At 57.7% G+C, this 25,560-nt stretch carries 16 protein-coding genes and 1 pseudogene; 6 read left to right on the top strand and 11 right to left on the bottom strand.

Annotation, left to right across the window (positions count from 1 at the left end):
• Positions 1-8 precede the first annotated feature (8 nt).
• Positions 9-860 carry a hypothetical protein gene (locus tag ABJ99_RS17210; protein WP_054086844.1) on the top strand — a complete coding sequence of 284 codons (852 nt, stop codon included), beginning with the start codon at positions 9-11 and terminating at the stop codon, positions 858-860.
• 91 nt (positions 861-951) lie between these two features.
• On the opposite strand, the gene ABJ99_RS17205 is transcribed toward ABJ99_RS17210, so the two are convergent.
• The 3 genes from ABJ99_RS17205 to ABJ99_RS17195 are packed head-to-tail and all read right to left on the bottom strand — an operon-like array spanning position 952 to position 3,538.
• Positions 952-2,001, bottom strand: coding sequence for an alkene reductase (locus tag ABJ99_RS17205; RefSeq protein WP_054086843.1), 1,050 nt, complete (start codon positions 1,999-2,001; stop codon positions 952-954).
• Between the two features lie 21 nt (positions 2,002-2,022).
• The gene (locus ABJ99_RS17200; RefSeq protein WP_054086842.1) at positions 2,023-3,189 is read right to left on the bottom strand and encodes an MFS transporter; all 1,167 of its coding nucleotides are present in this window, start codon (positions 3,187-3,189) and stop codon (positions 2,023-2,025) included.
• A 34-nt stretch (positions 3,190-3,223) separates the two neighbouring features.
• The gene (locus ABJ99_RS17195; RefSeq protein WP_054086841.1) at positions 3,224-3,538 is read right to left on the bottom strand and encodes an ArsR/SmtB family transcription factor; all 315 of its coding nucleotides are present in this window, start codon (positions 3,536-3,538) and stop codon (positions 3,224-3,226) included.
• A gap of 164 nt (positions 3,539-3,702) precedes the next feature.
• Here ABJ99_RS17195 and ABJ99_RS17190 point away from each other — a divergent pair, with 164 nt between their 5' ends.
• Positions 3,703-4,302 (top strand): acyl carrier protein phosphodiesterase, encoded by a 600-nt coding sequence (locus ABJ99_RS17190; protein ID WP_054086840.1) that lies wholly within the window; start codon positions 3,703-3,705, stop codon positions 4,300-4,302.
• On the opposite strand, the gene ABJ99_RS17185 is transcribed toward ABJ99_RS17190, so the two are convergent.
• On the bottom strand, positions 4,260-5,066 hold the full coding sequence (locus tag ABJ99_RS17185; protein ID WP_054086839.1) for a lysophospholipid acyltransferase family protein: 807 nt from the start codon (positions 5,064-5,066) through the stop codon (positions 4,260-4,262). The genes ABJ99_RS17190 and ABJ99_RS17185 overlap by 43 nt on opposite strands.
• Positions 5,066-5,821, bottom strand: a complete 756-nt coding sequence (gene olsB, locus ABJ99_RS17180) for an L-ornithine N(alpha)-acyltransferase (protein WP_007248893.1) — start codon at positions 5,819-5,821, stop codon at positions 5,066-5,068. The genes ABJ99_RS17185 and olsB overlap by 1 nt, the downstream gene beginning before the upstream one ends.
• A 456-nt stretch (positions 5,822-6,277) precedes the next feature.
• Between olsB and ABJ99_RS17175 the strand changes: the two genes are divergently transcribed.
• The 4 genes from ABJ99_RS17175 (at position 6,278) to ABJ99_RS17160 (ending at position 9,539) form a co-directional block, all read left to right on the top strand.
• Positions 6,278-7,384, top strand: coding sequence for a serine hydrolase domain-containing protein (locus tag ABJ99_RS17175; protein WP_054086838.1), 1,107 nt, complete (start codon positions 6,278-6,280; stop codon positions 7,382-7,384).
• Positions 7,381-7,719 carry a hypothetical protein gene (locus ABJ99_RS17170; protein ID WP_054086837.1) on the top strand — a complete coding sequence of 113 codons (339 nt, stop codon included), beginning with the start codon at positions 7,381-7,383 and terminating at the stop codon, positions 7,717-7,719. Before ABJ99_RS17175 ends, ABJ99_RS17170 begins: the two co-directional genes overlap by 4 nt.
• Before the next feature lie 79 nt (positions 7,720-7,798).
• Positions 7,799-8,380 (top strand): YceI family protein, encoded by a 582-nt coding sequence (locus ABJ99_RS17165; protein WP_054086836.1) that lies wholly within the window; start codon positions 7,799-7,801, stop codon positions 8,378-8,380.
• Between the two features lies 1 nt (position 8,381).
• Positions 8,382-9,539 (top strand): phospholipase D-like domain-containing protein, encoded by a 1,158-nt coding sequence (locus ABJ99_RS17160; protein WP_054086835.1) that lies wholly within the window; start codon positions 8,382-8,384, stop codon positions 9,537-9,539.
• A gap of 86 nt (positions 9,540-9,625) precedes the next feature.
• Here ABJ99_RS17160 and ABJ99_RS27365 read toward each other — a convergent pair whose 3' ends face one another.
• The 6 genes and pseudogenes from ABJ99_RS27365 to ABJ99_RS17140 all read right to left on the bottom strand — a co-directional run bounded on the left by ABJ99_RS27365 (position 9,626) and on the right by ABJ99_RS17140 (position 25,365).
• Positions 9,626-10,174, bottom strand: coding sequence for a hypothetical protein (locus ABJ99_RS27365; RefSeq protein ID WP_230081044.1), 549 nt, complete (start codon positions 10,172-10,174; stop codon positions 9,626-9,628).
• A gap of 50 nt (positions 10,175-10,224) precedes the next feature.
• Positions 10,225-10,457: pseudogene (locus ABJ99_RS27360) on the bottom strand (helix-turn-helix domain-containing protein); the annotation flags it as partial.
• Positions 10,458-10,532: 75 nt separating this feature from the next.
• Positions 10,533-13,181, bottom strand: coding sequence for an RHS repeat domain-containing protein (locus ABJ99_RS17155; RefSeq protein WP_054086856.1), 2,649 nt, complete (start codon positions 13,179-13,181; stop codon positions 10,533-10,535).
• The gene (locus ABJ99_RS17150) at positions 13,171-17,514 is read right to left on the bottom strand and encodes a SpvB/TcaC N-terminal domain-containing protein (RefSeq protein WP_054086834.1); all 4,344 of its coding nucleotides are present in this window, start codon (positions 17,512-17,514) and stop codon (positions 13,171-13,173) included. Before ABJ99_RS17150 ends, ABJ99_RS17155 begins: the two co-directional genes overlap by 11 nt.
• A gap of 19 nt (positions 17,515-17,533) precedes the next feature.
• Positions 17,534-22,381 (bottom strand): Tc toxin subunit A-related protein, encoded by a 4,848-nt coding sequence (locus ABJ99_RS17145; protein WP_054086833.1) that lies wholly within the window; start codon positions 22,379-22,381, stop codon positions 17,534-17,536.
• A 41-nt stretch (positions 22,382-22,422) separates the two neighbouring features.
• Positions 22,423-25,365, bottom strand: coding sequence for a Tc toxin subunit A (locus ABJ99_RS17140; RefSeq protein WP_054086832.1), 2,943 nt, complete (start codon positions 25,363-25,365; stop codon positions 22,423-22,425).
• Between the last annotated feature and the right edge of the window lie 195 nt (positions 25,366-25,560).

Raw genomic sequence — 25,560 nt, 5'->3', positions numbered from 1 at the left:
GGTTATCCATGCGCAACGATCCATACGATGACGTCGACGACGTCCCCCACCTCAGCGCCAAAGACGACGATGATGATTTCGTCGTGAACAGCGCTGCGCGTGATCGCACCAAGGTCTATTCGCGTACCGCGCCGGTGGTCAAGGTCAAAGGGCCTAGCACCGGACCGCTCTGGGCATTGGTCGGTGCGTTGTTCATCGCTTTTTGTGGCCTGGGCTGGTGGAGCTTTCAGCAGGTTTCGCTGATGGAGCAACAGCTGGTGGCAACCCAGGAAAGCTTCGCGCGTATCAGCGAAGAAGCTGCGGGACGTTTGCAGGACATCTCCGGCAAGGTCGTGGCGACCGAGTCACTGTCCAGTGACGGCGAAGCCCTCAAGCAGCGCATCAAGTTGCTCGAAGCGCAACTGGAGGACCAGGACAAACAGCGTGAAGGCGTCGAAGGCCAGCAGGGCAGCCTTGACAAGCGTCTGGAGCAGATTGCCGCGCAAACGGCCCAACAACAAACCGAAAACACGCAGGTGCAGGAACAACTGAAAAGCGTTGCCGCTGAACTGGCCGCCTTGAAAGCCGCATTGCCTGACTTGAAAACCGCGCAGGCCGAGCAGGGCAAGCTGGACGCCCAGATCAAGGGCGTGGCCGCCGATGTGGCGACCCTGAAAAAACAGGGTAATGCGTCGGCTGCGGTCGAGCGCCTGGAGCAGGAACTGATGGTGCTCAAAAGCGAGCAGGAAAACACCCCGGCGCCATCAGCGGGCGGAAACACCGCCGAGTTCGATGCCTTCCGTGCGCAGGTCACCCGCAGCATCAACACGCTGAACAGCCAGATCCAGAACCTCTCCCAGCAGCTCAACACACGTCGTTGAAGCCTGCCGCTGCGCTGTAGCGGTATGACAGACGGACAATAAAAAACCCTGACTCTCGCGAGTCAGGGTTTTTTGGCGTTACGACAACGTGTTACAGGCGTGGGTAGTCGATATAGCCAACCGCCCCTTTGCCGTAGAACGTCTCAGGATGAGGTTCGTTCAGAGGTGCATCGCTGGCCAGACGCTCTGGCAGGTCCGGGTTGGCGATATACGGCACACCGAATGCGATTGCGTCGGCCTTGCCTTCTGCCAGCCATGCATTGGCGCTTTCCTTGGTGAACTTCTCGTTGGCGATGTACATGCCGCCGAAGTCTTTCTTCAGTTGCGGGCCGAGGCTGTCTTCAGCATCACGCTCACGCGCACAGATGAACGCGATACCGCGCTTGCCGAGTTCTTTGGCAACGTAGCTAAAGGTTTCAGCCCGGTTTTCATCGCTCATGTCGTGCATGTCGAAGCGTGGTGACAGGTGCACACCCACGCGGCCGGCGCCCCACACGTCGATCACCGCATCGGTCACTTCCAGCAACAGACGTGCACGGTTTTCCAGCGAGCCGCCGTACTGGTCGGTGCGCTGGTTGCTGCCGGTCAGCAGGAATTGCTCGAGCAAATAACCATTGGCGCCATGGACTTCCACGCCGTCGAAGCCCGCTGCCTTGGCGTTTTCGGCGCCGACCCGATAAGCCTCGACGATGTCGCCGATTTCTGCCAGCTCCAGCGCACGCGGGGTTGGCAATGGAGTAATAGGGCGCATCAGGCTGACATGGCCTTCAGCGGCAATGGCACTCGGCGCAACCGGCGCTTCGCCATTCAGGTACGCAGGGTGCGAGATACGACCTACATGCCACAGTTGCAGCACGATGCGGCCGCCAGCGTTATGCACCGCTTTGGTGATGTTGCTCCAGCCACGCACTTGATCGTTGGACCAGATGCCAGGGGTGTCCGGATAGCCAACGCCCATCGGTGTGACAGAGGTGGCTTCGGTCAGGATCAGGCCTGCCGAAGCGCGCTGTACGTAATACTCGGCCATCATTGCGTTAGGCACACGGCCTTCGTCGGCGCGGCAGCGGGTCAGCGGCGCCATGATGATGCGGTTTGGCAGTTGCAGATCGCCAAGGGTGATCGGGTCAAAGATAGTCGTCATGTGTCGAATCCTCGTAATTGATCAATGTGTAGCGTGTGCCAGGTCGGGGTTGCCGGTCTGGCGGAAAGTAATCAGGGTGATCAGCAGCGCGAGTACGGCCAGAACGGCTGCCGCCAACGGCACGCTGGTCAGGCCCAGGCCGTGCGCGATAACGCTGCCGCCGACCCAGGCGCCGAGCGCGTTACCGACGTTGAAGGCGCCGATGTTCAGGGTCGAGACCAGATTGGGTGCGGCCTTGCCGAAGGTCACCACGTTGATCTGCAACGCCGGGACCGCCGCGAACGCCGCCACTGCCCAGAGGAACAGAGTGATTTCAGTCGGGATCAGCGCCGCGCTGGTCCAGCTGAGGGCGGAGGAAATCACGGCCATCGAAACGAACACGGCAATCAGCGTGGACGACAGGCGGCGGTCGGCCATCTTGCCGCCGATCACGTTGCCGGCGGTCAGGCCCAGACCGATCAGCAGCAGGGTCCAGGTCACCCCGTTGGGCGACACGCCGGTCACTTCGCCGAGCAATGGAGCGATGTAGGTGAACAGGGTGAACATGGAGGCCGAAAACAGCGCAGTCATGCTCAGCGACAGCCAGATACCGGCACCTTTGAGGGCGCCCAGTTCGGCACGCATGTCGAGTTTTTCTTCGTTGCGATTGGTCGGCAGAAAGCGGATCAGGCCGATCAGCGCAATCACGCCGATCACGGTCACGGCCCAGAACGTCGAGCGCCAGCCGGCGTATTGTCCCAGCGCAGTGCCCAGCGGTACGCCCAATACGTTGGCAAGGGTCAGACCGGTGAACATCAAGGCCACAGCGGACGCACGGCGGTTGGCGGGCACCAGGCCTGCGGCGACCACCGAGCCGATACCGAAGAATGCGCCATGGCACAGCGCCGTGACCACACGGGCGAACATCAGCACGTTGTAATCACTGGCCAGCGCGCAGAGCAGGTTGCCGATGATGAAAATCCCCATCAGCGTGACCAGCGCGGCTTTGCGCGGCAGTTTGGCGGTCGCCATGGCCATGAACGGTGCGCCGACCGCCACGCCCAGCGCGTAGCCAGTCACCAGCCAGCCAGCGCCGGGGATCGATACACCCAGATCAGCGGCGACGTCGGGCAGCAGGCCCATGATGACGAATTCAGTGGTGCCGATGGCGAAGGCGCTCAGGGCCAGAATGAGTAGCGAAAGGGGCACAGGGCATCTCCTTGAAACGAAACAGTGTGGAAAATCAGGTCGGGTTGTTCAGCTCTTGAACCAACGCCTGCACGAACCCCTGGATCACTTCTTCGTTGCGTCTGAAGAAGTGCCATTGGCCGACCTTCTTGCTGCTGATCAGCCCGGCACGTTGCAGGGTCGCCAGATGGGCTGACACCGTGGACTGGGACAACCCCGCGCGTTGATCGATCTGTCCGGCGCAGACGCCATGTTCGATCGAGTACTCCTGGGTCGGAAAGCTGCCACGCGGGTCTTTCAGCCAGGTCAGGATTTCTCGGCGGACCGGGTGGGCCAGGGCTTTTATTATGTCGTCGAGGTCGATCTGCATGTCGTTCTCACAGGCGGTGTAGCGATATATCGCGATAGGGCGAACCTTATATCTGTATATAGCGATATACAAATATGATTTTGTGCTGAGCAGCGAACAAATCGGTATATCGGGTTATATCGATATATAGACCGGACCCCCGAAAGCGGCGTAGGCTTGCGCTCATGAACTATCTGGCACATCTTCATCTTGGCGGGCAGCGGCCTGCCCAATTGCTCGGCAGCCTGTACGGTGACTTCGTCAAAGGTCCGCTGCCCGGGCGTTTTCCTGTCGAACTGGAAGCCGCGATTCGTCTGCATCGCAGTATTGACGCGTTCACCGATGCCCATCCGCTGATCAAGGCGTCCATCGCTCGCTTTCCGACGCAGCGGCGGCGTTACGCGGGCATCATGCTCGATGTGTTTTTCGACCATTGTCTGGCGCGTGACTGGCATGTATATGCCGATCTGCCTCTGGACACCTTCACTCGCCGGGTTTATGGCGCGCTGGCCGCCGAGCCTCAGTTGCCCGAGCGTCTGGCGTTGATCGCACCGCGGATGGCGGCGCAGGACTGGCTGGGTTCGTATCGGGATTTCGCGGTGCTTGAGCAGGTGCTGAACGGGATATCCCGACGTCTGTCACGACCCGAGGGGCTGGCCGGCTGCATGCAGGAATTGCAGGCGTTGTACCAGCCCTTGAGTGCGGATTTCGCCGAGTTCTATCCGCAACTGGAGGCGTTCGCTCAGGCCGCTTTGGCCGGGCGCGAAACCACTTCACTTGGTTGAACCGGCTTGCCGATCGCGGGTTCGCCAAACAACGCCATCTGCACGGCCTGCTGGGCCTTGAATGCCAGAGCGGCGCGTTCCTGATCCGCCGTCGGGATCGGCGTCAGCAAATGGATATGCACGTCGCTTTGCTCGTTGGCGAACAGCCGGCGCAGATGCGACAGCAGGTCATCATCACCAATGAACGGCGCAATAGGGTCAGGCTTGCCATCACGCGAATAGCCGATGGCGACCGGCTGGATCGGCACGCCTGCTTCGATGGCGCTGGAAAGCAGGCGACCGTGAAAGGTGCGCAGGCTCCGGCCGTCAGTGGTGGTGCCTTCCGGGAAGATCAACAGCGCGTTGCCTTGTTGCAAGTGATTGCACATCTGCTTCTGGATCAGACGGCTGTCACCCGCGCCGCGACGAATGAACAGGGTGCCGGCTTTCAAGGCCAGCCAGCCAGCCACCGGCCAGGTGCGCACTTCGGCCTTGGACAGAAACGACAGCGGCGCGAGCATGCCCAGCAACGCGATGTCGGTCCATGACACATGATTGCTGACCCACAGCATCGGCTGCTTTGGCAACTCGCCGGTCACGGTGACGCGAAACGGCAGGGCGTTGCTCAGGCGTGCCATGAACCAGCGGCTCCAGCGCTGCCTGCGCTCCATCGAGCTGCCGGCTTTCATGCGCTCCAGAATCGCGAACGCTCCGGCAATCGTCAGGCCGAGTGCTACGACCAGCAGCACCCGGACCACGCGGGCATAGCCGCGCATCCGGCTCATCACACGGCCGCCTTGAAGTGACGCGCGTAGCGTGGGCACAGGTCGTCGCGCTTGAGCAGGATGAACACGTCGGCGACCTGGAAATCTTCGTCCCAGCAGGGCTCGCCGCAGATCTTCGCACCCAGGCGCATGTAGGCCTTGAGCAGCGGCGGCATTTCGCAAATGACGTTGCTTGGAATATCGAGGGTCGGCAGCGGATTTTTCGGCTCGGCGCGCAGGTGCTCGTTGCACAGGTAGCGTTCGCGCAGGCGCTGCATGATTGCGTGGGCCTGAATGCCGCCGTCCTGCATCGGGATGCTCGCGCAGCCCATCAGGTAGCTGTAGCCGCCTTCGTTGAGCACTTCGGCCAGTTCGCTCCACAACACGGCGATGGTGCCGCCGTTACGGTAGGCCGGATCGACACAGGTGCGCCCCAGTTCCAGAATCGGACCTTGCAAATGTGCCAGGCCGTGCAGACTGAATTCTTCTTCACTGTAGAAGCTGCCCAAGGTGCTGGCAGCCTTGTGGTCGAGCAGCCGGGTGGTGGCAACCAGACGCCCGGTGTTCAAGTCGCGAACCCCGATGTGCGAGCAGTGAACATCGTAGTCATCGATATCCAGACCTTGTTCAGCGCCGTTGAGGCGAGCGTTGAACTCTTCGCTGAACACACTGAAACGCAGCGCCTGTGCTTCCTGCAGGGCGCGCGTTCCAATCAGGCGTTCTGCCTGAAGCCGACGTTCAGAAGTGTTGTCACGAATGCGGGCGATCTGGGTCATACGAATCTCCATGAGCCAGCCTTGGCTGACAGGGCTGGTTGACTGATTTGTCCAGGCGCTTTGCCGTAACTGCAGGCTAGGGAGATGGCGTGTCATGCCTGTGAAGCTTTGGTGATGGTTGTGTGACTGAGGGTTTTGTGGTCCTGTTACGCCCGGACTCTTGTGCCGAAGCTCCACGTCCCGCGTGATGCACAAGTCTTGATGAGCTCGGAAAACAGGCTTCTGCCCGCAGGGCGTAGGAGCGGACTTGTCCGCGGCCTGCCGGGAACCGGCAGCAAAATCGGTGCATGCGGTGCATCAGGCACAATCAAGGTGGCCTGTTTTAGGGCCGCTTCGCAGCCCATCCCACACAAGCGAAGCGTCGCCCGGTCCCTCCACATCCCACCAATCCTGCGCGTTACCGGATTGTCATGAAGGTTTGATAAGGTTCGCGGATAATTCTTTCGAGACCCTGCCATGCCTCGTCGATTCGTCCGCCTGTGTCTGCTGTTGATGCTGGGTATCAGCGCGCATAACGCTGTTGCCGAAACATGGCCCGCGGAGCAGTGGCCATCTCGCTCGGTCCCACGATCCCCGGCCATCGAAACGCTTGAAAACTACGCCTTTCCGGCCAGGGACGAGGACACCCGCAAAGGCATTCGCACCGACGCGCTGCTGGTCATCCGTGATGGCGAAGTCGTTTACGAACGCTATGCCGGTGTCACCACCGCCCAGACCCCGCACCTGACCTGGTCCATCAGCAAGAGCATCCTGGCCACGGTGCTTGGCGTGGCGTTTACAGAAGCACGCTTTCAACTGAATGATCCGGTCGCGAAGTTCTATGCGCCGTTCCAGAAGCATCCCGACATCACCCTTAAAGACCTGATGCACTGGGCGTCCGGCCTGGACTGGCAGGAAGACTACGAATACGCACCGCTCAACTCCTCTGTTGTCGCCATGCTCTATACCCGAGGGCGTGACGACATGGCGCGCTTTACCGCCGAGCATGCCGCCGCCAGGCCAGCGGGCAAGGCCTATCTTTATTCCAGCGGCGACAGCACCGTGCTGGCGGCCGCGCTGAAAAACATGGTCGGGCAACAGGCGTATCCGGACTACCCGTGGACAGCGCTGTTCGACCCGCTCGGTATTCGTGGTGCGGTCTGGGAAACCGACGGCAGCGGCACCTTCGTGGGGTCTTCATATGCCTACATGACCGCTCGCGATCTGGCACGTATCGGCCTGTTGGTGCAGCGCGGCGGGCAATGGCAGGGGCGGCAGTTGCTCAATCAGGCATGGATGGATTTCGTGCTGACGCCCTTTGCCGGCGAGCAGGTGGACGCCAGTGTTGAAGTACCAGGCGGTCAGTGGTGGCTCAATCGCACGGCTGATGGGGGCAAGGGCCCATGGGCTGACGCGCCCGCCGGTACCTTCGCCGCGCTGGGGCACTGGGGGCAGGCGCTGTATGTGATTCCTGAACAGAAACTGGTCATCGTGCGCTATGCCGATGATCGTGATGGCACTTATAACCACAATCAAATGCTCAAGCTGATACAAACAGCCTTCGGCAAGGAGGGTAGCCAATGAGCAGCCGTCGGATGTTCATCCTGCGTCGCCCGTTCAGCAGCCTGTTGGTGCTGATCATCGTAGCGCTCGCCGTGCTCGCCTGGCTGTACCGCGTGAATCTGCAGGCATTCCCGACCATCATCAGCGCTTACACCGCCAAGGAATACTGCTCGTGCCGGTACGTGATGAACAACCCTGAAACGTACTGTCGGGGCTACGTCAAACAGTACGTGCCCAGCACCCTGACAGACGATGCGAGCCAGAAACGGGTGGTTGCCAGCGGCCTTGGACGTACCAGCAGCGCCGCGTGGCAGGGCGAAAAACAAGGCTGTCGGCTGCTGCCCCCCGCTTCCTGACACGTCGGGTCGAACATAGCGGTATGCCGGAGGTCTGACAGGCGTTAAGGTTGCCCCCAAATGCACGTCTGGAGTCTGCATGCTCAACACAATTCGTCTGCTGCTGGTCATGCTGGCCGCAGTGGCGTTACCTGCCCATGCCAACTGGTATCTGGATAACGAGTCGTCACGACTCTCTTTCACTTCAACCAAAGACTCCGACATCGCCGAAGTACACCGCTTTCTGGTGCTGCACGGCAAAGTGAGCAACAAAGGGCTGGCGCAAGTGCAGATCGAGATGGAGTCGGTCAGCACCGGCATTCCGATGCGCGACGAGCGCCTCCGTGATCAGGTATTTCAGGTCCACACCTTTCCTTTTGCACAGATCAACGCGCAGCTGGACATGCGACCGTTCAACGATCTGGCCCCCGGTGCGCAACTGGAGCTGCGCTTGCCGCTGTCCGTGAGCCTGCGCGACAAGACCCATACCTACAATGCGGAGTTGTTGGTGACGCGTCTCGACGATCGCCGCTTTCAGGTGGTGACGCTGGAGCCGCTGGTGGTCCATGCACAGGATTTCGATCTGGTGCCGGACTTCACCGCCTTGCGCAAAACGGCGGGATTGTCAGCGGTCAGCCTGTCGGTGCCCGTGGGCGCCGTGCTGATTTTCACGGCGCGCTGATATGGCCAGCGCGATTTTTCCGTGGCGTGAAAACAACCGTTTCCAATTATTGATCGACGGCCCGGCGTTCTTTCCGCGCATGATCGCAGCGATTGATCGCGCCGAACAGCAGGTAGACCTTGAGCTGTACCTGGTCGAAGCCGGGGCCTGCGCCGATGCCATCGTGCGGGCGCTGGTCGAGGCGGGACGGCGTGGCGTGATGGTCCGCTGTCTGTTCGATGACTTCGGCTCGAAAGCCTTCGATGCCGGGCTGCGCCAACAACTGACGGATGCCGGGGTAATCCTGCGCTTCTACAACCCGATTCACTGGCGGCGTGGCGTGCGCAATCTGTACCGTGACCATCGCAAGATTCTGGTCGTGGACAAAGCTCTGGCGGTGGTGGGTGGCACCGGGGTGACCGATGAATTCTGGGAGCCGGACAAAGACGTCAGTCAGTGGCATGAGGTCATGGTGGAGATCACCGGGCCGCTGGTTCTGGACTGGCAGGCGCTGTTCGACCGGCAATTTCATGCCAATGCTCTGCGCTTTGCCTGGCGTCCGAAGCAAAACTTCGGCCTGAGGCAGTTACCCAACATGCCGACGTCCGGTGAAGGGCTGGGACGGGTTGCCTACGCTGATTCCCGTCAGCACCGCGACATTCTGCAGTCGCTGGTGCGTACTTTGCACAGCGGCCAGAAGCGCGTCTGGCTCGCCACGCCGTATTTCCTGCCCACCTGGAAAGTCCGTCGCGCATTGCGCAGCGCGGCGGCGCGTGGCGTCGATGTGCGGCTGCTGCTGACCGGCCCACGCACCGACCACCCGTCCGTGCGCTACGCCGGCCACCGCTACTACCCGCGTCTGCTGCGCGCCGGTGTCAAAGTCTTCGAATACCAGCCGTGTTTCCTGCACCTGAAAATGGTGCTGATCGACGACTGGGTGAGCATCGGCTCGTGCAACTTCGATCACTGGAATCTGCACTTCAACCTGGAAGCCAACCTCGAAGGCATCGATCCGGGCCTGACTCGGGACGTGGTCGCCAGCTTCGAAAAAGATTTCACCCTGAGCGCCGAAATCACGCTGGAAGACTGGAAAGCCAGACCCCTTTGGCGGCGTGTCAAACAGCGCCTGTGGGGCTGGATCGACCGGTTGGTGGTGAACTTGCTGGATCAGCGGAATTGAGGGTGTAAGCGGGGCCGACTGTGGTCCCGCGTTGGCATCTTTTTATGTGGTATTCCAGCCGTGCAGCACAAGCTGATTTCTATTGATCATTTCGTAAGCAGTCCTCTGCGTGCAGGCAGTGAGGTGGCTTGAAATCGATCAAAATATCGACCCTCTTTTACCAGGGCGAACATTTGCCCAGCGTCCCTCACCATTGAGCCCGCTCTTGAAGCCGCGAAAGAAAATAGCTGATAAAGATCGTTGCTCCGGTCGCGTGTTACCTGCCAATGGTGTCTCACGATAGAAGAACTTATCGTTAGGCAATGCGTATGCTTTTTTCCTGCTGCTGTTGCAGGAAGGAAATTTCGGATCAGTGAGGGGCCGGTCATATGCGTGGTTAAGTTTAATCTGCTGAACGGTCCTTGGCCCGGCGTACTGCGTTTTTTGCCCCATCCGTAATTCTCATTATGCTCCATCATGGTGGTGCTGGTTGTGTAAAGGTTGACGATGGTGTCCATGATGTTTCCAACAGTTTTATTCTGGGGCGCAGAGGCAAGTACGGCGTTGGAAATCAATCCCCCTTCAACGTGTACCAGAAATCCGTTGGGCGCCTCAAGAATTCCAAGTGGCCGTCCGACTGCAACATCTGCGTCCATATAAATGCCGCCCTCCAGTGCGGCGAATAACGTGACCGTGCCATGGCGGGTGGTTTGTCGATCAGTCCATCAAGCCGATGTGCTTGGAAGCGCTGGCACCAGTCGGTGATTGTCGGGCAGGAAAAACCGGTCAAGCGCGCAAGGTTGTCTCGGGTTTCGCCTTCGGCAGCCAGTAGAATAATCCGTGCTCGCCGGCCTGCTCGCTGAGGAATGGTGGCAGAGCGCACCGTCGTTTCAGCTCGGTCTTTTCTTCGGGGCTAAGTGTGATGTCCAGAGCGCTCATGGCAAGCTCTCCAAGGCAGGAATGACGTTTGAAGTGTAGACGAAATGCACAGGAAATTATTTCGCGAACAGCACACTAGTGAAAGCCAGTCTGGATATTTGACTGCTGTTTCGGGCGTACAGCAACAATAAAATTAGCGAAGGGGAATTCTGAGTCCACTTGCCGATCAACCCATAAAGCCTCCATGCCAAAATCGTCAAGTACCCGTTGGGTCCGCTTGCCGTTGGGCGTTTTCTGAAGGAAAGCTTCTAGCATTTCCGGAGTTTTGTTTTCTATGTTTGAGGTTTTCATCAACGTCTCATTATTTATGACGAAGCTATTTTTTATAATGGAAGGTAAAATGTCATGGGTATTTGTTTTTTGAGCGATGATTTTATACTGGTGTCGAACGATGTCATTGGCATGATAGTCATTGCTTTCGCTTCTTTTGTAGTTTGAACGAAAGGTCCATTCGTTGGGCGAGTAGTCGTTAAGGAAGTCGTCGTTTTTTTGAAGATTCTTTGACTCTACGGCGTAAGGATAGTCTGCGAAGCTGCTGTTATGTTCAAACATTGTCGCTACGAGATCGGTCGCCTTGCCGGAACGTTTATCAGCGGCGGCCAATCTTTCTTCCAATCCGGAAACAAGATACCTGTCCGGCATTGTGTACGCAGGTTCAAGGAATTGCTCCTGATCCCCCCACAAAACGCCGGGTCTGGCATCGTGATTTCCAAGGGCATAGATATTTGAGGTTGTTGGCTTTCGACGAGCGGGTGATGCCGGCGACTCAAGCGCATACCTCCCCATGTTTCCATGCCTGTCGTCATAAGTGATTGGACTGTTCCTCACGTACCGGTACACATTCAAACCATCCACATCCCCTGCCGGGTCCGGGTTTATCCACCGCTGCAACCACGGCGCGTAATACCTGAACCCGTAGTAGTAAAGCCCACTCGCGTCGCGCTCCTTGCCCGAATAACGCACCGTCTTGTACTTCGCTTCAATTGCACTGCGTGCCGCCCACCAGGCCGTGCCGCCAAACGGGTAGTAGCTTTCCTGGCTGATCAGGCTGCCTTGCTGATCCAGCTCAAGCGTGCTCGATCCCAAATGATCACCCAGGCTGTAACGTACCTGATCATTCGCGATACCGTCCGGTTTCCCTGCTTCCCAGTGCAAGACCCGAATACTGTTGCGCCCCGCCTGAGCGGTGATGACGTGGAGGACTTCGCCATCAGCCGTTGTGCGAATTTCCAGCCCCGGCAGGTAACGCACTTCGTTGGTCAGCGTGCGACCTGATGCCTGCGCAGTGCTGATTTTCCGGCAGCGTTGACCTTGGCCGTCATAGACATAACGCTCTTCATCATTCGGTGCGTCTTTACGCTGCAGCAGGATGATCAAAGCAAGTTGATTACGCACATCCCAGCTCATGGCCTGCCCGCGCACCAGTTGCAGCAGATTTCCGTTGGCGTCAAAGCTCGTGGCGAAATCCACGTCCCCGTCATCGTCGGGAAGGCTGCGATTGCTGTCCGGGGCGACGTGCATGTTGCGGGTGAAGTTGTGAGCGCCTTCGTGGCGCATTTTCAGCAGATTACCCGCTGCGTCGTAGCTGTAATTCTGAGTGTAGTTGCTGACCTGACACGCATCGGTGGTCGGCAAGCTATGTAGACCGGGCATTTCCGGACCATGGCTGGCGCCGTTTCTGACTTCACGGCCACTGGCTTCGATCAGTTGATACAGCGTGTCGTAGCGGTAACGGTTTATCGGTTCGATAAGCTCGTTGCCGCAGTATCGGTCTGGTTGGCAGGTATCGTTGATGAGCAGAACATTACCCACCGGGTCATAGCTGTAATTCAGCCTTTGCAACACAGAGCCAGCAGCAGATACAGCGCAGAGTTCAGTCAGCCGACCGTCCTGTGGATCATAGGAGTAATGACTGACGACGCCATTGCCCGCTGTTTCCTGCTCGACCTGGTTGAATGCGTTGTAGCGGGTATCAGCAAGCAGTGTCTGCGGCTGGTAAATGCCAGCCTGCATCAGGCTAAGCGTCCGGGATTGCCCGGCAACATTCTGGCCGAACACCTGTCGGTTACCCATGGCATCGGACTGTTCGATGACTTCGCCCAGTGCATTGACCCCCCATCGGCTTTGCAACGGCGCAGGCTCAAGCAAGGCATTGCGCTCGGCTTCGGCGATCGGCCAGTCCGGCGCATCGAGCGACAACAGGAATTGCCGTGCTTCGGTCAGCAACGCCCCCTGCAAGGCATAATCCGGAAAAAGCTGTGTGCCAGCTGTGTCGTCATGTCGGACAAGCTGATTGCATTGGTTATGAACGAACGCGTCTGCTCCGCCATAGGTGAATCGCTCGACTACCCGACTACGCTCGATGATGCCTGTCGGGCGCAGTAGCCGGTCGTATTCAAACCGGCGCTCGCTGCCGCGACCGTCCCAGCCATGCAATGCCAGGCGCGCCTCGCCGAACAGCGTAACTCGCCAGCCTGCATCAGCACTCTCTGTTGCGAGCGCGTTGCCTCCGAGGCTGTAGACCGTACGCTGGTTCGCACTGTCGAGACGCGGGTCTATAGCAGCGATCATCCGGCCTGCCGCATCGAACCGCTGGCGTGTGACCCGCGTTACGGCGCTCTCCGGTGCCTCGGTTCGATGCAGCAGAACTCGGCGCACAATCAGCCTGCGAGCTTCGGAAACGAGCAGTTCCGGTGTGTTGGCATGCAGCGTACTACTGACCATGTTCATTTGATTTTGTCGCTGCCAGCACTTCCTCAGCCGTATCGTTTTCATCCTCACTGATGGTGTACCAAGTCCGGTAGGTCTGTCGACGCATCCAGCCCTTGGCGGTGATCGTGACGGTCGGGCGGCCCAGCGGGTCGTAGAACTGTTTGTCGACGATGTTCAGTGCCCGTATCGAGGCGTCGTTTATATAGATGTGACTGTTGGCGAAGTACGGACGATAGACACGCACGGCCAGGCCCTTATTGTTGTATTCCACCCGTTCGCTTACACGCCAGCGAGGCGATGCGTGGACGACTTTCGGTTTGCCATCGACCAGTTCCAGATTGCCCCATTGATCGACTGAATAGGCGTCGCCGTCTTCGACCTTTTGATGGGTTTGCAGCGTGCGCCCGAAACCGTCTATCGACGCCATGCTGATGCGGATCTGCTTGTCCGGGTCTTCCGGATAGCGGTCTGCCACGAGGGCTGCGCTCGACAGGGGGATGCGGACGGGCCCCAGCGCCGTATTGCCATCGTAATAAAGTGCGCTGGCTTGTCTGCCCAGAGCGTAAACAGGCTGGAGCGCGGCTTCGCTGGCTGACGCCCAGTAACGTCCGCTGCGGTTGAGCGGCGGGAAACCGATTTCCTCACCCAGTTCCGTGCCGTAAAAGCTGGTCGCCCACACTCTGCCGAACGCATCGTAATCGGCTTCCCGACTGTTCTGATTGGGGTCGATGATTCGTCTGGGTTGCAGCACACGGTAATCGTATTCAGCGGTGGTGACGCAGCCTGCCGGGTCAGTCATACGCGTCGTGAACAGGTTGTATGCGTCGTACTCGACGAGACTCCAGCCATGACTACGGGTGGGCCTGAACGTGGTGAGGTGAAAGAAGTGCTCAGGTCCGGCGTAGGTTGCGAACCCGCGTTTTACCGACCAGAGATTCAGGCGGTCGGCCGGCAAAAAACTCGGCATCTGCTGATAGCCAATCTCGACGAGTTTGCCTGCCAGCGTCACGCTGTCCATGACCCGCTCATAGGCAGTCAGTGCGTGATCATCCAGTTCCGCCGTTTCACTGGCGTCAGGCAGCGCCTGAAAAGTCGCTTCGCCCTCGCTGCAACCGATATAGCGTTGCACCGAGAGGCCGATGAGCGTGCGTGGCAACGTCGCGAAGAATCCGGATGGATCGGCGCACTGTTCATAGCTGATCTGCGCAGGCGTCAATACGCTTTCCTGCACGACCATGGCGTTACTGCGCGCGCGGTACGGCAGCCCCAGACGCCAGCTCTGCGGGCTGTCCAGATGGATGGCCTCGGCGCGCATTTCATTCAGGTAAAACTGTTGCTGGGCTTCGTCGTGCGATGCTTGCCACCATTGTTGCTGGTGAGCATCTGCAAAAGGTGGAGCGTCATCCGGTTTCTTGCGCCGCGCGTAGTTGACGCTCACGGAGTGAACCGTTGAGCCGTAAAGGTCCCACGCGAGGTTCAAGCTGTGTTCGCACATCGGATCTTCCAGCTCGTCGGCCTCGTAACGATAGGTGATGACTTCCAGGTTCAGCGGCAACATTGATGTGTAGGGCCGATGCGGGCTCAGTGCTTGCAGTTGGCGAACCAGATAGCGGCAGGATTGGGTCGAATACAGCACAGTGGGGCGTTGACTGGCGTCGAGTCCGAACACCTCGCTGCGTAGTACAGAGCCGCTCAACGTCCGTGCCATTTCCTGCAAGGTCGCTTCATCCGGTTCACTGATGGGCAGCTCGGTCTGGGTCGCCGCGTTGTAGACGGACAAAACGTGCTCGCCGGGTGCGCGCGCAGCGAGGTCGCTGCGGTCGTAGTCGGTACAAGGTCTGGCGGGGTAGCGTCCGGTATGGAACCAGGTCTTTTTCAACACCGGGGCATTAAAGCCTTCCTGATACTGTGGCGGCGTTTCGGTGTCGGTCTGCAGAAGCAGGCCGAAGCCACGAAACTCCCTTTCGCGAGGGTCATAGAAACCCTGTCGATAGCGGAACAGCTGAGTCAGCGTATTGCCAGTGACCTTGTCCTGCATGGTTTGTCTAACGACCACATGAACCGGGAACGGCAATTCCGAAACGGCAACGCTGCCTGCGGCGCGCAGCTCGTTTTTTTCGTCTAGCCATTCCTGTGCCGAGCTGCGATAGGTCACTTCTCCCGCTGCACCGAGGTTGTTGTTCGTACTTTTTAACAGATAGGGTTTGCGTACCGTGCCTGCCCGGTCGGCCGCATAGTAAAGGCTCCAGTGACGGGGAGTCATGTGCGGCACGGTCAGTACCAGGCTGGAAAAACCGAGGCCCGGCAGATCGACCGCACTGAACTGACAGAACCGGTCATAACGCACGTCCTTCGGCCAGGGCTGCTCGATGCTGGGGGCCAGACCATTGCCGCATTCGTTCATGAAGATCAGAAAACAATCGGTTTGCAGATAAAGAAAATCGCTTGCACCTGAACCGTCCAGATCAGCGAGCCGCACCCGACTCGCATCAAAGGTTTCGTAGCTGAAGGGCAGCGCCGCAAACAGCTGTCCCTTACCGAAACGCCCACGTCCCAGGTTGGGCCAGAAACGGATTTCGTTGTGCCTGATACGAATCAGATGCTGTTGCCCTGAGCCCAGAATATCGCTGAACGCCACCAGCTCGTTTGGGCTGTCGCTGAGCAACGGCAATCTGTCTTCGTCATGGGGAACGTCGACAGGCGCAGCGAAACCGGCAGCTCGTCGATTGGCGTACAGGCGAACACTGCGCGGACCGATCATCGCAAGGTCCGAGAGCCCGTCACCGACCAGGTCAGCCAACTGGCCGGACGGGTGAAAAAACTCGAGAGGGAACGCCGAAAAGGTCGCGAAGCCAGACCAGCTCTGGTCGGGATTCAAGGTGAAAAAACCGGCCACACCGGGCTGCGCAGCAACCCAGTCCAGACGGCCGTCACCGGTCAGATCGGTGAGCGTCTGGCGAACCGGTCTGGCTGAGTCGGCAATCGGTATTCTCGGTAACACCTGGTACGGAGCGTAGATAACGGCATCCGCACCGCCGGATGGATCACGAACGGGCTCGCGATAAAGCCAGGCCTTGTCGTCGCGATATAACACGCCGGGTATACCGTCGCCAAACAGGTCCACCATCTGATATCGCTGGCCGTCGTTCAGGCCTGCCAGCGCATCGAGCGGTGTGTAGATGTCATTTTGACTGTCGAACTCGGTGTACTGAAACTGCAGGGGGGGCTGCTGGTCGAGCTGTCTCCAGTCTGTGCCGTCCCACGCCTGGGAGTGCGCTGCAATCAGCAGGTTGTACTTGAGGTATGTCTGGAGGTACTCCAGCAGCAACCGCTGGACCAGCAGGGGCTCTTCTCCGAGTTCGTCGGGAAAGTGATGAAACATCAATACCTGCCGACACAGCCGCAGGTGACCCAGCTCAAACCCATACGCAAAGCTCGAATGAGGATCGCTGCGCACCGGCCATATTGTCTGTTCTGCATAAGTCGGCTTGACGGCCGGATCAGTGCTGCGTTCGCCATAGTCGAACAGCAGGTCGAAATGCCAGTGCAGGTCGTTCAGTGAGGTTTTATCCCAGAGAACCAGAACCGGATGCGCCAACGCATTGCCATAGCGGACCCGCCACAGATAGCGTCGTGCACTGAAGTCTCGCGGATGGTCGTCTGGCAGGCAGGCTTCATCTTCAGGCTTGTATTCATAAAGAATGTGTTCACCGGTCGCATTCATGCTTTCCTCAAGCAGCCATTCGGCCACCCGGTTCGTATCTGCCGGATCTGCGCTGCGGGACGACGCCTTTTTGCCGTAGATATGCAGGCTGCCGTCAGCGCCGTGAATCAACCAGAAACCGGGGTCTGAAAAGTCGATGCGCCAATGTTCTATTCGGTCGAATGCACCTTCGACTCTGGCGAAGTAACGCACCACTTGATAAGTAGCATTCAGAGCATGCCCGTCGTAGCTGCTGACCCGAGTCGCGATGAGTGCGCCGCCGTCATCGCGCTCTGGCAGGCAGACATCGCCTCCGGGGCCGAGAAACAGATCATCGTCGGTGTAAAGAGGGACGCCTTTGCTGGCCCGACGTGAGACAGATCGGGTGTTCAGGCCCCAGCCAAGCCCGAACAGACCATTGCCTGCGGTACTCTGATAAGTGAGCGACAGAGCAGGCGCGTATCCACGCCCCGGGCTGATCGGCAGGGCGATTTCCAGTGACGCCGCGCCGCTGGTGCCAACGGATCCCCAGCCTTTGCCGATGCTTTGAATCGCGCCACCGCCTTTGGGCAGTGATGGCGTGACTACAGCAGGTTCCAGGGTTTGTGGCGATTGATTCGGCGATTGCGATTGAGCTTCCATGGCGCTTGCTCCTTGTCGGTTAACGACTTTTCGCCGTATAGCGCATGTGCACAATGATGTCGGTGATCGAGTCGATCATGTCACGCTGCGATGCCGGGTTGGAAAAGCTCAGGGTCCAGCGGGAGATCGCACCGGTGCCCTCGAACGGTAGATAACGCTCATCGTCGAAGTTGAAAACGAACAGGCCGTCATCGTCCACGCCGGTAGACAAGGCGATCTGCTGGCTGGCGCGCATGTTTTCCTTGAGCGGGCCGTCAGCCTGGGCACTCATCTGTACTGCGCTGTAAGACTGGGTCAGCGTGGCGCGGATGTCCTGATAAGGCCCGACGGTGACCGGCAACGAAACGCTGATACGTTTGATACGCCGCAGGTAGTGATCGGAATAATCATCATCGAGCATGGCCTTGGTTATTTCGAACTCGGCTATACCTTTCTGCAACAGGCTTTCTAACACGACATTCCAGCCGTGATTGATACTCGGCTTCTCGTCAGTCGCCACCGGTAGCTGCCGCACGGAAACAGTCTTGACGATCTCCATCCTGCGGTCATTGCGGGTGACGTAAGCGGCGTCCATGCGCAGCAGATTGATTTTAAGTGCTTCGCCAGCGGCCAGGCCTCGCCAGGCGTCTTTCCATGCAGCGGGCTGAATGAAGCTTGTCGAATAGTCGGCAATTTCATACTGCCAGCAGGCTTGTGCGGCCAGGCACAGTGAGAAGCTTGCGTCGTATGCCTGGTAGTAAAAGGTCGAGAACTGGCCGTTGAGCCATTGATAAAGCTGGCTGTTGGTAAAGCGTTTGTTGAGAAACGCGTAGACGGTCTCGGCCTGTTTTTTGGCTTCCTGAGCCTGACGCAGCTGTAACGCGGTGGCGCGGGTCTGGGCGTCGTGAACGGCCAGTTGCAGGGTGATCTGTTCGGACTCAAGCAGTGCCTGATCCCGCGCGTTTTCCCATTCCTGAAGACGGCGACGGAAGCCCTCTGTACGCTCAAGCGCGTAGCCGATGGATGCAGACAATGTGGCACTTGCTTGCGCGACAACGGCGACCATCTCCGGCACACCTTCCAGACGAAAACCGCCGACAGCTCCGCCCACCGCAATGCCGACAGAAAAGCCGCCTGTAGCCCCGGCATGAACACCTGCGTGGTTGGGCGCTACCTTCAAGGCCGAGGCTGCGGCATAAGCAGTTGATCCGACACCTTCGGCAACCCGGGCCTCGAGCAGTGCACGGCCTGCTGCGACTTCGCCCGGGCTGACGTTTTCTTCCGCCAGTTGCGCGTAAAAGCGGGCTCTTGCATCAACCACCGCCTTGCTGGCTTCCAGTGCCTTGCGTGTCTGAACTTCGATTTTCTGCGCTTCGATTTGCAGGTCTATAGCGTACTGGGCGAACTCCCAGACTTGCTGCTGTTGCAGCTCCATAAGCTGCCCTTGCTCCTTACGCTCGATGACCGACAGCAGCGTGAAGCCGAACTGGATCAAGGTCTCGACCGCCGCGCTGGCTCTGGCGAACATGACCGGGTAGCGGTAATGAGGCGTTTCCTGAGCAAGCAGGCTGCCTGCGCCGCCGTCGGTTGCGCCATTGGCGTAGGCCGCGAGCAGTGCCCGTGGGTCCAGCGGTGCCGCGAACAGCGGCAACGACAGTGGTTTGCCGTCCAGGGTGAGGTTGTGGCGCAGGTTGTACAGGCGCGTCTCAAGCATGTCCCAATATTTGACCAGCTCCGAATTCATCGGGAGGATGAAGTGATCGCTATCTTCCTCGCTCCATGTCGGATCGTCGCCGAAGGTGCTCAAGCGCAGGGACGGTTGGCTGAAACTGACAGTGGCTTTGCCGTTGTTGACGGCGGCGCTGGTACGTACCTGTCGTTCCTGCTCGACAAGCTGCTGCTCGAAGGCCCGCAAACCCGGGTTGGTGGATGCCGCGAGATCGCCAAGCGCCATCGGTGTCCATTGGCTGGTCAGTTTCACATCCGGGCGCGGCCCTAGCAGATCCAGTATGCGCACGTACCACAGCTTGGCTTCTCCGAGGCTGTCGGGTGTCAGTTGCCGATAGGCCATGTCACCACGGTCGATCAGGTTCTTGATGTAATGGAAATAAACTGCTTTCTGATAGCGCACCGGGTCGCTTGCCGCGATGCCATCCGGGTCGATGGGCGCGCGCAAAAAGTAATCCGGGTCTGGTAGTTCCACCAGCGGCCTAACGTTCCAGTAAGCGGGCGCGCTGCCTGTCTTTTTGCGACCCGGATCGAAGATGAACCCGAGCCAGCGTTCGGCATCGGTAAAGCGTTGTTCCAGATTGAGGCGGTGAGAAATCATGAATGGCAGGTGCAGAAACAGTTCCCAGAAGTACAGACCGTTGGCGCCTTTGAAGTCCATCAGGTCAGGGATGTCGTTTTCATCGATAGGCGGCTCCTGAAGTTGCTGGGTGTCCCACGACAACAGGGCTTCGAGCGCAATGTTGGCTTTGTTGATCAACTCGCGGGCGAACAGCGTGTTCATGCGGATCGGGTCGCGGGTGTCGGTGGTCGAGTTGTCGCTGAACCGAATGCTGGAGGCGGAGAAATCGATGTATTCGGCGATCCCCAGAATGGCGCTTATGCGTTTGTTGATTTTGGGGGAGACGGGGTCGCTTCCATCAGCGGTTGCCCACTCCAGCTCTATTTCGGTGGATTTGAGGGCGTTACCGATCCAGACCGCGGGATTAACCGAGTTGACGCAGATGCCATGAGTGATATAGAACTTTTTCGATCCGCTGATGAATTGGGTTTGCGGAAGATTTGGCAGAAGCGTGGATTTATCGAATGTAATGGTTGTTTCGTAACGGTTCGGTGCTGTAATGCTGCTGGTCGGAGGTCGTGCGGTCAGGTGCTTTTGCGAGTTGTTGTGGGGGACGTTCATATCCAATGGGTAACTGAACCATTGAGCGAATGTATAGTCCTTAGCGCTCAGAACCTGCCCCTCTGCAGTCGTATCCAGGCGGTCGCTCCAAGTGAGGGCTTCAATTATGATGACGCCCGATCTTATAAAGCCAGGGTGTGCTTGATTATAGAGTAACGCGCTGATAATACCGGGTTTGCATTTTCCATTTTCGATGTTTTTTACTTGGGCGGTGCCGCTGATTCGGTAGTTTTGAAAGTTTTCATCGAGCAGGAAGTCAAACATATTATCATCGACAGCGTCGGACGTGACGAGCGTGAAGTGAATCTTTCCTACCGCTGATTCGGGAGTTAATATAGACAGGGTTGATCCACTTTTTAAGGTGGCGAAGGGGTTAGTCAAATAGTCAGGCTCAACAATAAGTTTAAGTGCCCAGCTGCGACGTTCTACCCTGAATGTCAGTAAAACCTCTAGATAATCATCGCCGCGGATATCGCTATTCAGCGCCGTGGACAGTGTGATGGACGAAGCGTTCAGGTTCAAAACGGGTTGAAGCGCCCCCGTCATATCGGTAATCGTGTTCTGGTGGCCTAGGCAGTTCCACCATGTATCGCCCCCATTGGGTGCTGTGGTCAACGATGACTTCAACCGAATATAAAGGCTCCACGTAAACTGAAAATTCCCCTTGTTCTTTAAAGCAAATGCCCAGCAGGTCTTGCGCACGCGAGGTTGCTCCAGACCCAGATCTGCCTTGCCGGAAACGGCCTCTACGTAGTTCGCAACCGGAAAGGCTGGCGTGGTGTTGAAGTTCTTGTCGATAAAGGCTGTGTGCAGAAAGGCATACGTCGACGTTGAGCCATCGGTGTCACCAAGCGTCAGCGATTCACCCGCATACATGGCGATAAACAGCGATTCCGGTGATGCCGACACGTCGAAAATCGCGATACTGTTCAGGTCTCTTTCCAGGTTGACTGCCTTGCCTGTGCGGGCAAAGACGTTGGGTGTGGTCACGTCCATGTAGATTTGTGGTGCGCTCCAGGAGTCATCATATTTTTTATAGGAAATATTCAACACCAGGCGCACATTGGGGGTGATCACCGTCAAGGGGGCTATATCGCCTGGTGGACTGATCGGGACACTGCCATCGGCACCTGGCTTGACTGTGCCGGTGGGCAGCGTGACGTCTACCTGTTCGGTAACATGAATCAAGTCCACCCACGTCACAAACAACCGATTGTTGAAATACACCGGACGGATGGTTCTTTCCAGTGTATTGGCGTTGATGCCGATCTCGGCGCGCTTCCAGTCGGACCAGGCACCGGGTGTCGGATTATCGAACTTCGCCCCTTCAGTGCCTTCCTTGTACGCACGCTCATTCATGTCCACCGTGCGCCAGTAATAAATGTTCTCGGCGCGCGACTTGCCGATAAAGTAGTACTTGCCCTCTGCGAAGCGGTCGCTGTCGATGTAGCCGTTGATGATCGTCAGGTTGGCGACTTCTTCAAAACTGGCCAGATAGGCCTTCACCGCGTCTTGCGCGGTGTCGATATTGATTCGGTTCTGGTTGATGTCGTTTTCCAGCTGCGCGAAATAGTTGGATTTTTTCAATCGCAATGCCGGAGAAATATAGATCTCCGGGTAAAGCGCCAATTGCATATTGGCCGCCCAGATCGGGTATTGGCTGCTGCGGTCACGCCATTCTACAAAGCGTGCGTCGGTCGGCTGCAACGTTTCATACCCCGGTTCCATTCCCAGCAAAGTGCCGTTGATGAGTTGCTGCAGACTGCTGATTGCCGATGCAATATGACTGCTCTGGACTTCATTGCCGACCTGATTGTCGAGCAGAAAAAACTCGTACAGGTCATTGGCCGTTTTCAACCGCTGGTCCAGGCCCAGGCGTTTCAGCATCGGGTCGTTGGGTACTACCTCACCCAGATAGTAAGCCACCAGCGCATCGCGAAAAGATTCGTTAAGCCGGCTTTCAAGGGTATCGGACATGATCAGGCCTCCATGGCATTGAACAGGTTAATGCTCACGGCTTAACGGTTGGCGGCTATCACGGCTTCGCCTACGGACTTCCAGTGCGAGGCAGTGCTGGTCGCTGTCAGGTCAGTAGCCGACAGTAATTGTTTTGCCGAGAGGCCGGTGACATCGCTGGCGTTGTGCATCCGGCTCAACCAGTCCACTTCGTGCATGTTGGAAGCGATACGATCTGACCCCGTCAGCAATGCGTTTGCGGCCAGTACTTCAGATGACGTCCAGCCTGTCAGTGACGCCAGCCGCGCAGCACATTGCGTATTGTCTCGAGGCGTGTCATTGGCTTGCTTGAAATACTCGAGCAGCGCTTCTTCCGGGTAACCGCAGTTGTCGCGCCAGTCGCGGTAACGGTCGAGCAAATACAGACTGTTCATTGAAAGGGGAAGCAGGAAGCCAACTTCTGGATACAGCCAGCGTGGATTGATCAAAAACGTGCGTAATGCCCGGGCGCTTAGCCCCAGTTGCTGGCTGACTTCTGAATAGCGAATCAGTTTCGTGAGCGTCTGAATGACGCCTTTACCCAGCAGTAACTCACCCAGGAATTTGCTTACGTCGCTGCCTGCCCAGCGTATGACCGGTTCGCAACGGTCCAGCGGCAAACCGGTCAGGGTCAGCAACAACCCTTCCATCAATCGATGTTGATTGAGGTAGCCGTTCAATATGAACGTTGCAAGTCTGGCTTCGATTTCGGTTAAAAGGGGTTCCCCGATCGCGATATGAGACAAGCGCTCATGGAGGGTTCTGCGGATGCTGAACGCTGGGTCTTCGGCCAGCGGCTGGGGTATGACCAGCCCTGATAAGTCGATCAGGACATGGAGAATATTCCACCAGGTGATAGCATTGTTTTGGTCATCCTTGCTTGGCAAGTCAAGGGATGCCAACTGGTCTCTCTTCAATACAGCCTGGCGCGCATCGTTGGTTAATTGCTCAAGCTGAACAGTCAGCTCCTGCGTGACTATTGTTTCGGTCATGTCCCAGCCTATCTGACGTCGCAGTGTGGCGATGTCTCGATCAGAAGCTTTGAGCCACGTGACTGCCCAGTCCAGTTGCATCAGGATATCGAGCACGTCCGGTTCGGTGTCGTCGAGTTGACCTGAGATCACCTTTTTCCGATAAGACTCACTGCCGAGCAGGTCGATCAATGCCCTGCTTTCTAAAGCGGTCAGACCGAGCATCGAAGCGATGCGGGTTTGGCGGTACAGCGAAGAGATCATTCTCAAATTGAGTCTGAAGTCAGTAGGCGCGTTGCCAATCAGTTCGCGAACATCAATGGCCAGCTGCCTCAGGCCCTCATGAGTGCTGGATAAATGCAAGGCTCGGCTCAACTGAGCGCGAGCCTTGACGTACTGGCTACTGTCATGATCGAGGTAAAGAATTGACCCGCTCAATACCAGTGGGGTATCGAATAATGCCGGGTTGTTGAAGACCCGGTCGAACATCGGCAAGCGCCCATCGTTTGCCTCGCCGGCCATAAGGTGAACAAAGGCTGCAAACTCATCAGGCGCAAGACCGTAACGTTTGTCGAGATACCGATAGGTTCCCAGTGCGCGTAGCGTATTAACCGTCAGCACCATCGGAAGGTTGACGCTGCCTTCGGAGCGAATGACCGCCATGATCAACGTGTCCAGCGCTGAAAAAGGAATGCCTGTCCAGCGCTGCAGACGGATCATGCGTTGCAGGCGGTCGAAGCGGTCCACGCTGGTGTTTATCAGTCGCTCAATGCCGTATGCATCCTTGCTTGTAGCCATTGCCGGCTGAGTGGTCGGGCCATTGACGTAGCCAGCTCCGAATCGGGCCTTGATTGCTTTCAGGCTTGCCTCGAGTGGGGAGTCTTCATCCGCGGTGTGTTTCGCTGACAGGATGTTGGGGGAGGCATAGGCCGTGTGGCTGCCTATGGCAAGAAGGGCTTCGACTCCGTCGCTGTCCAGACCCGTCTTCTCCAGGAAGACGTTCAGATTATTCAAAGGATTGCTGGCGTCGTCGACGTAATCAACGTTGTATTTCGTTTTGAAGAACTGGCGGGTCAGGTCTGCCGACGTGTCGGCGTTTGCCTGACTGGATAGGGCAGGTTCAAGCACGATTGATTGTTGCTCTGGGCCTGCTCCGCTCATCAGCACCTGTGCAATGGCACTGGAGTGCTGCACTTTTCCATAGTCACTGCCGTACCCTGACGTGGTTGGAACTTCAAGGCTGACGCGGTAACTCAGCTCGCCTAACGTCGGCTTCTTCCCGGCAAGCCCAAGGCTGATCTGTTGAAAGTGAAAGTTGTAAGGAAACTGAAACGGGTGTTGTTTCTCGGCCACCAATTGGTAAATAGACTTATTCTTGTCAGCTGGCACCGTGTCCACGTAGGCGCTGATGGCTTTACTTAACACTTGATTGACGATGTGCAGCGTGGGGATTGGCGTGAAGGTGCTTTGTTGATCGATCAACAGATCTTCGAGGTCAGGCCGTCGGTCATGGAGTTTGATTCGGCTGTCTTCCGCAATGCTGCCTTCCAGCTGTTCCAGAGCGAAGCGGTACAAGGACGTCAGGTATGCTACCGGCGAATCCTTCGCTTCTATCGCACCCACCTTGCAAAGCAGATCCCAGTTTTCCTTGAAAAGATTGGGAAAGCCAGGCCCGATGTCTACCAGCGAACGCACGCCGGTGCGCCGCGTCAGCTGTTGGGTTCGGCCTGAAGACAGCAGTTGATTGCGATACAGGCGCACGATCTGAGTGGCGTAACAACGAGCGTTTTCATAGGCGAGCGCTGCATCAGCGTCACTGATGCGTGAGAGTTCGCGAACAAAGGCGGTTTTGGAGCGCCGTACGATATCGAACACTGAATGTACATTCAGTTTTTCCATCGCGTCGATGAACGATACCTGGCCATCGTCATGCTTGTGCGTATTGTCCCCGGATCGGGCCAGGTTGCGTAATAGGGAGAAGGGTTGCTCGTTCATGTCTGGCTCTCCAGTGATCATGACCCAGCTTTGTCTACCATGGCGCTCGCGTCTACCTGACAAAAGTGCCAGTCAACACTCAATAACACTAATAATTTCTATTTAAAACAAAGTCTTCGTGCCCGATGCTGAAGGTATATTCATTAGCGATTGACTGCTCGGAGGTTATGCCTATTGGTTCTTGAGCGAACCACA

The sequence above is a fragment of the Pseudomonas syringae pv. cilantro genome, assembly GCF_001293775.1.
Taxonomy (GTDB): Bacteria; Pseudomonadota; Gammaproteobacteria; order Pseudomonadales; family Pseudomonadaceae; genus Aquipseudomonas; species Aquipseudomonas syringae_P.
The sequence above is the reverse complement of the archived record's forward strand: the minus strand, read 5'-3'. Positions and strand labels throughout refer to the sequence as shown.

Bases quoted from the DNA above. Each gene is read 5' to 3' on its own strand.
- ABJ99_RS17210 (WP_054086844.1), top strand. From the start codon at position 9: ATGCGCAACGATCCATACGATGACGTCGACGACGTCCCCCACCTCAGC.
- ABJ99_RS17165 (WP_054086836.1), top strand. From the start codon at position 7,799: ATGCTCAACACAATTCGTCTGCTGCTGGTCATGCTGGCCGCAGTGGCG.
- ABJ99_RS27365 (WP_230081044.1), bottom strand. From the start codon at position 10,174: ATGGACGCAGATGTTGCAGTCGGACGGCCACTTGGAATTCTTGAGGCG.
- ABJ99_RS17145 (WP_054086833.1), bottom strand. From the start codon at position 22,381: ATGTCCGATACCCTTGAAAGCCGGCTTAACGAATCTTTTCGCGATGCG.
- ABJ99_RS17195 (WP_054086841.1), bottom strand. From the start codon at position 3,538: ATGCAGATCGACCTCGACGACATAATAAAAGCCCTGGCCCACCCGGTC.
- ABJ99_RS17185 (WP_054086839.1), bottom strand. From the start codon at position 5,066: ATGAGCCGGATGCGCGGCTATGCCCGCGTGGTCCGGGTGCTGCTGGTC.
- ABJ99_RS17170 (WP_054086837.1), top strand. From the start codon at position 7,381: ATGAGCAGCCGTCGGATGTTCATCCTGCGTCGCCCGTTCAGCAGCCTG.
- ABJ99_RS17140 (WP_054086832.1), bottom strand. From the start codon at position 25,365: ATGAACGAGCAACCCTTCTCCCTATTACGCAACCTGGCCCGATCCGGG.
- ABJ99_RS17155 (WP_054086856.1), bottom strand. From the start codon at position 13,181: ATGGTCAGTAGTACGCTGCATGCCAACACACCGGAACTGCTCGTTTCC.
- ABJ99_RS17150 (WP_054086834.1), bottom strand. From the start codon at position 17,514: ATGGAAGCTCAATCGCAATCGCCGAATCAATCGCCACAAACCCTGGAA.
- ABJ99_RS17190 (WP_054086840.1), top strand. From the start codon at position 3,703: ATGAACTATCTGGCACATCTTCATCTTGGCGGGCAGCGGCCTGCCCAA.
- ABJ99_RS17205 (WP_054086843.1), bottom strand. From the start codon at position 2,001: ATGACGACTATCTTTGACCCGATCACCCTTGGCGATCTGCAACTGCCA.
- olsB (WP_007248893.1), bottom strand. From the start codon at position 5,821: ATGACCCAGATCGCCCGCATTCGTGACAACACTTCTGAACGTCGGCTT.
- ABJ99_RS17160 (WP_054086835.1), top strand. From the start codon at position 8,382: ATGGCCAGCGCGATTTTTCCGTGGCGTGAAAACAACCGTTTCCAATTA.
- ABJ99_RS17175 (WP_054086838.1), top strand. From the start codon at position 6,278: ATGCCTCGTCGATTCGTCCGCCTGTGTCTGCTGTTGATGCTGGGTATC.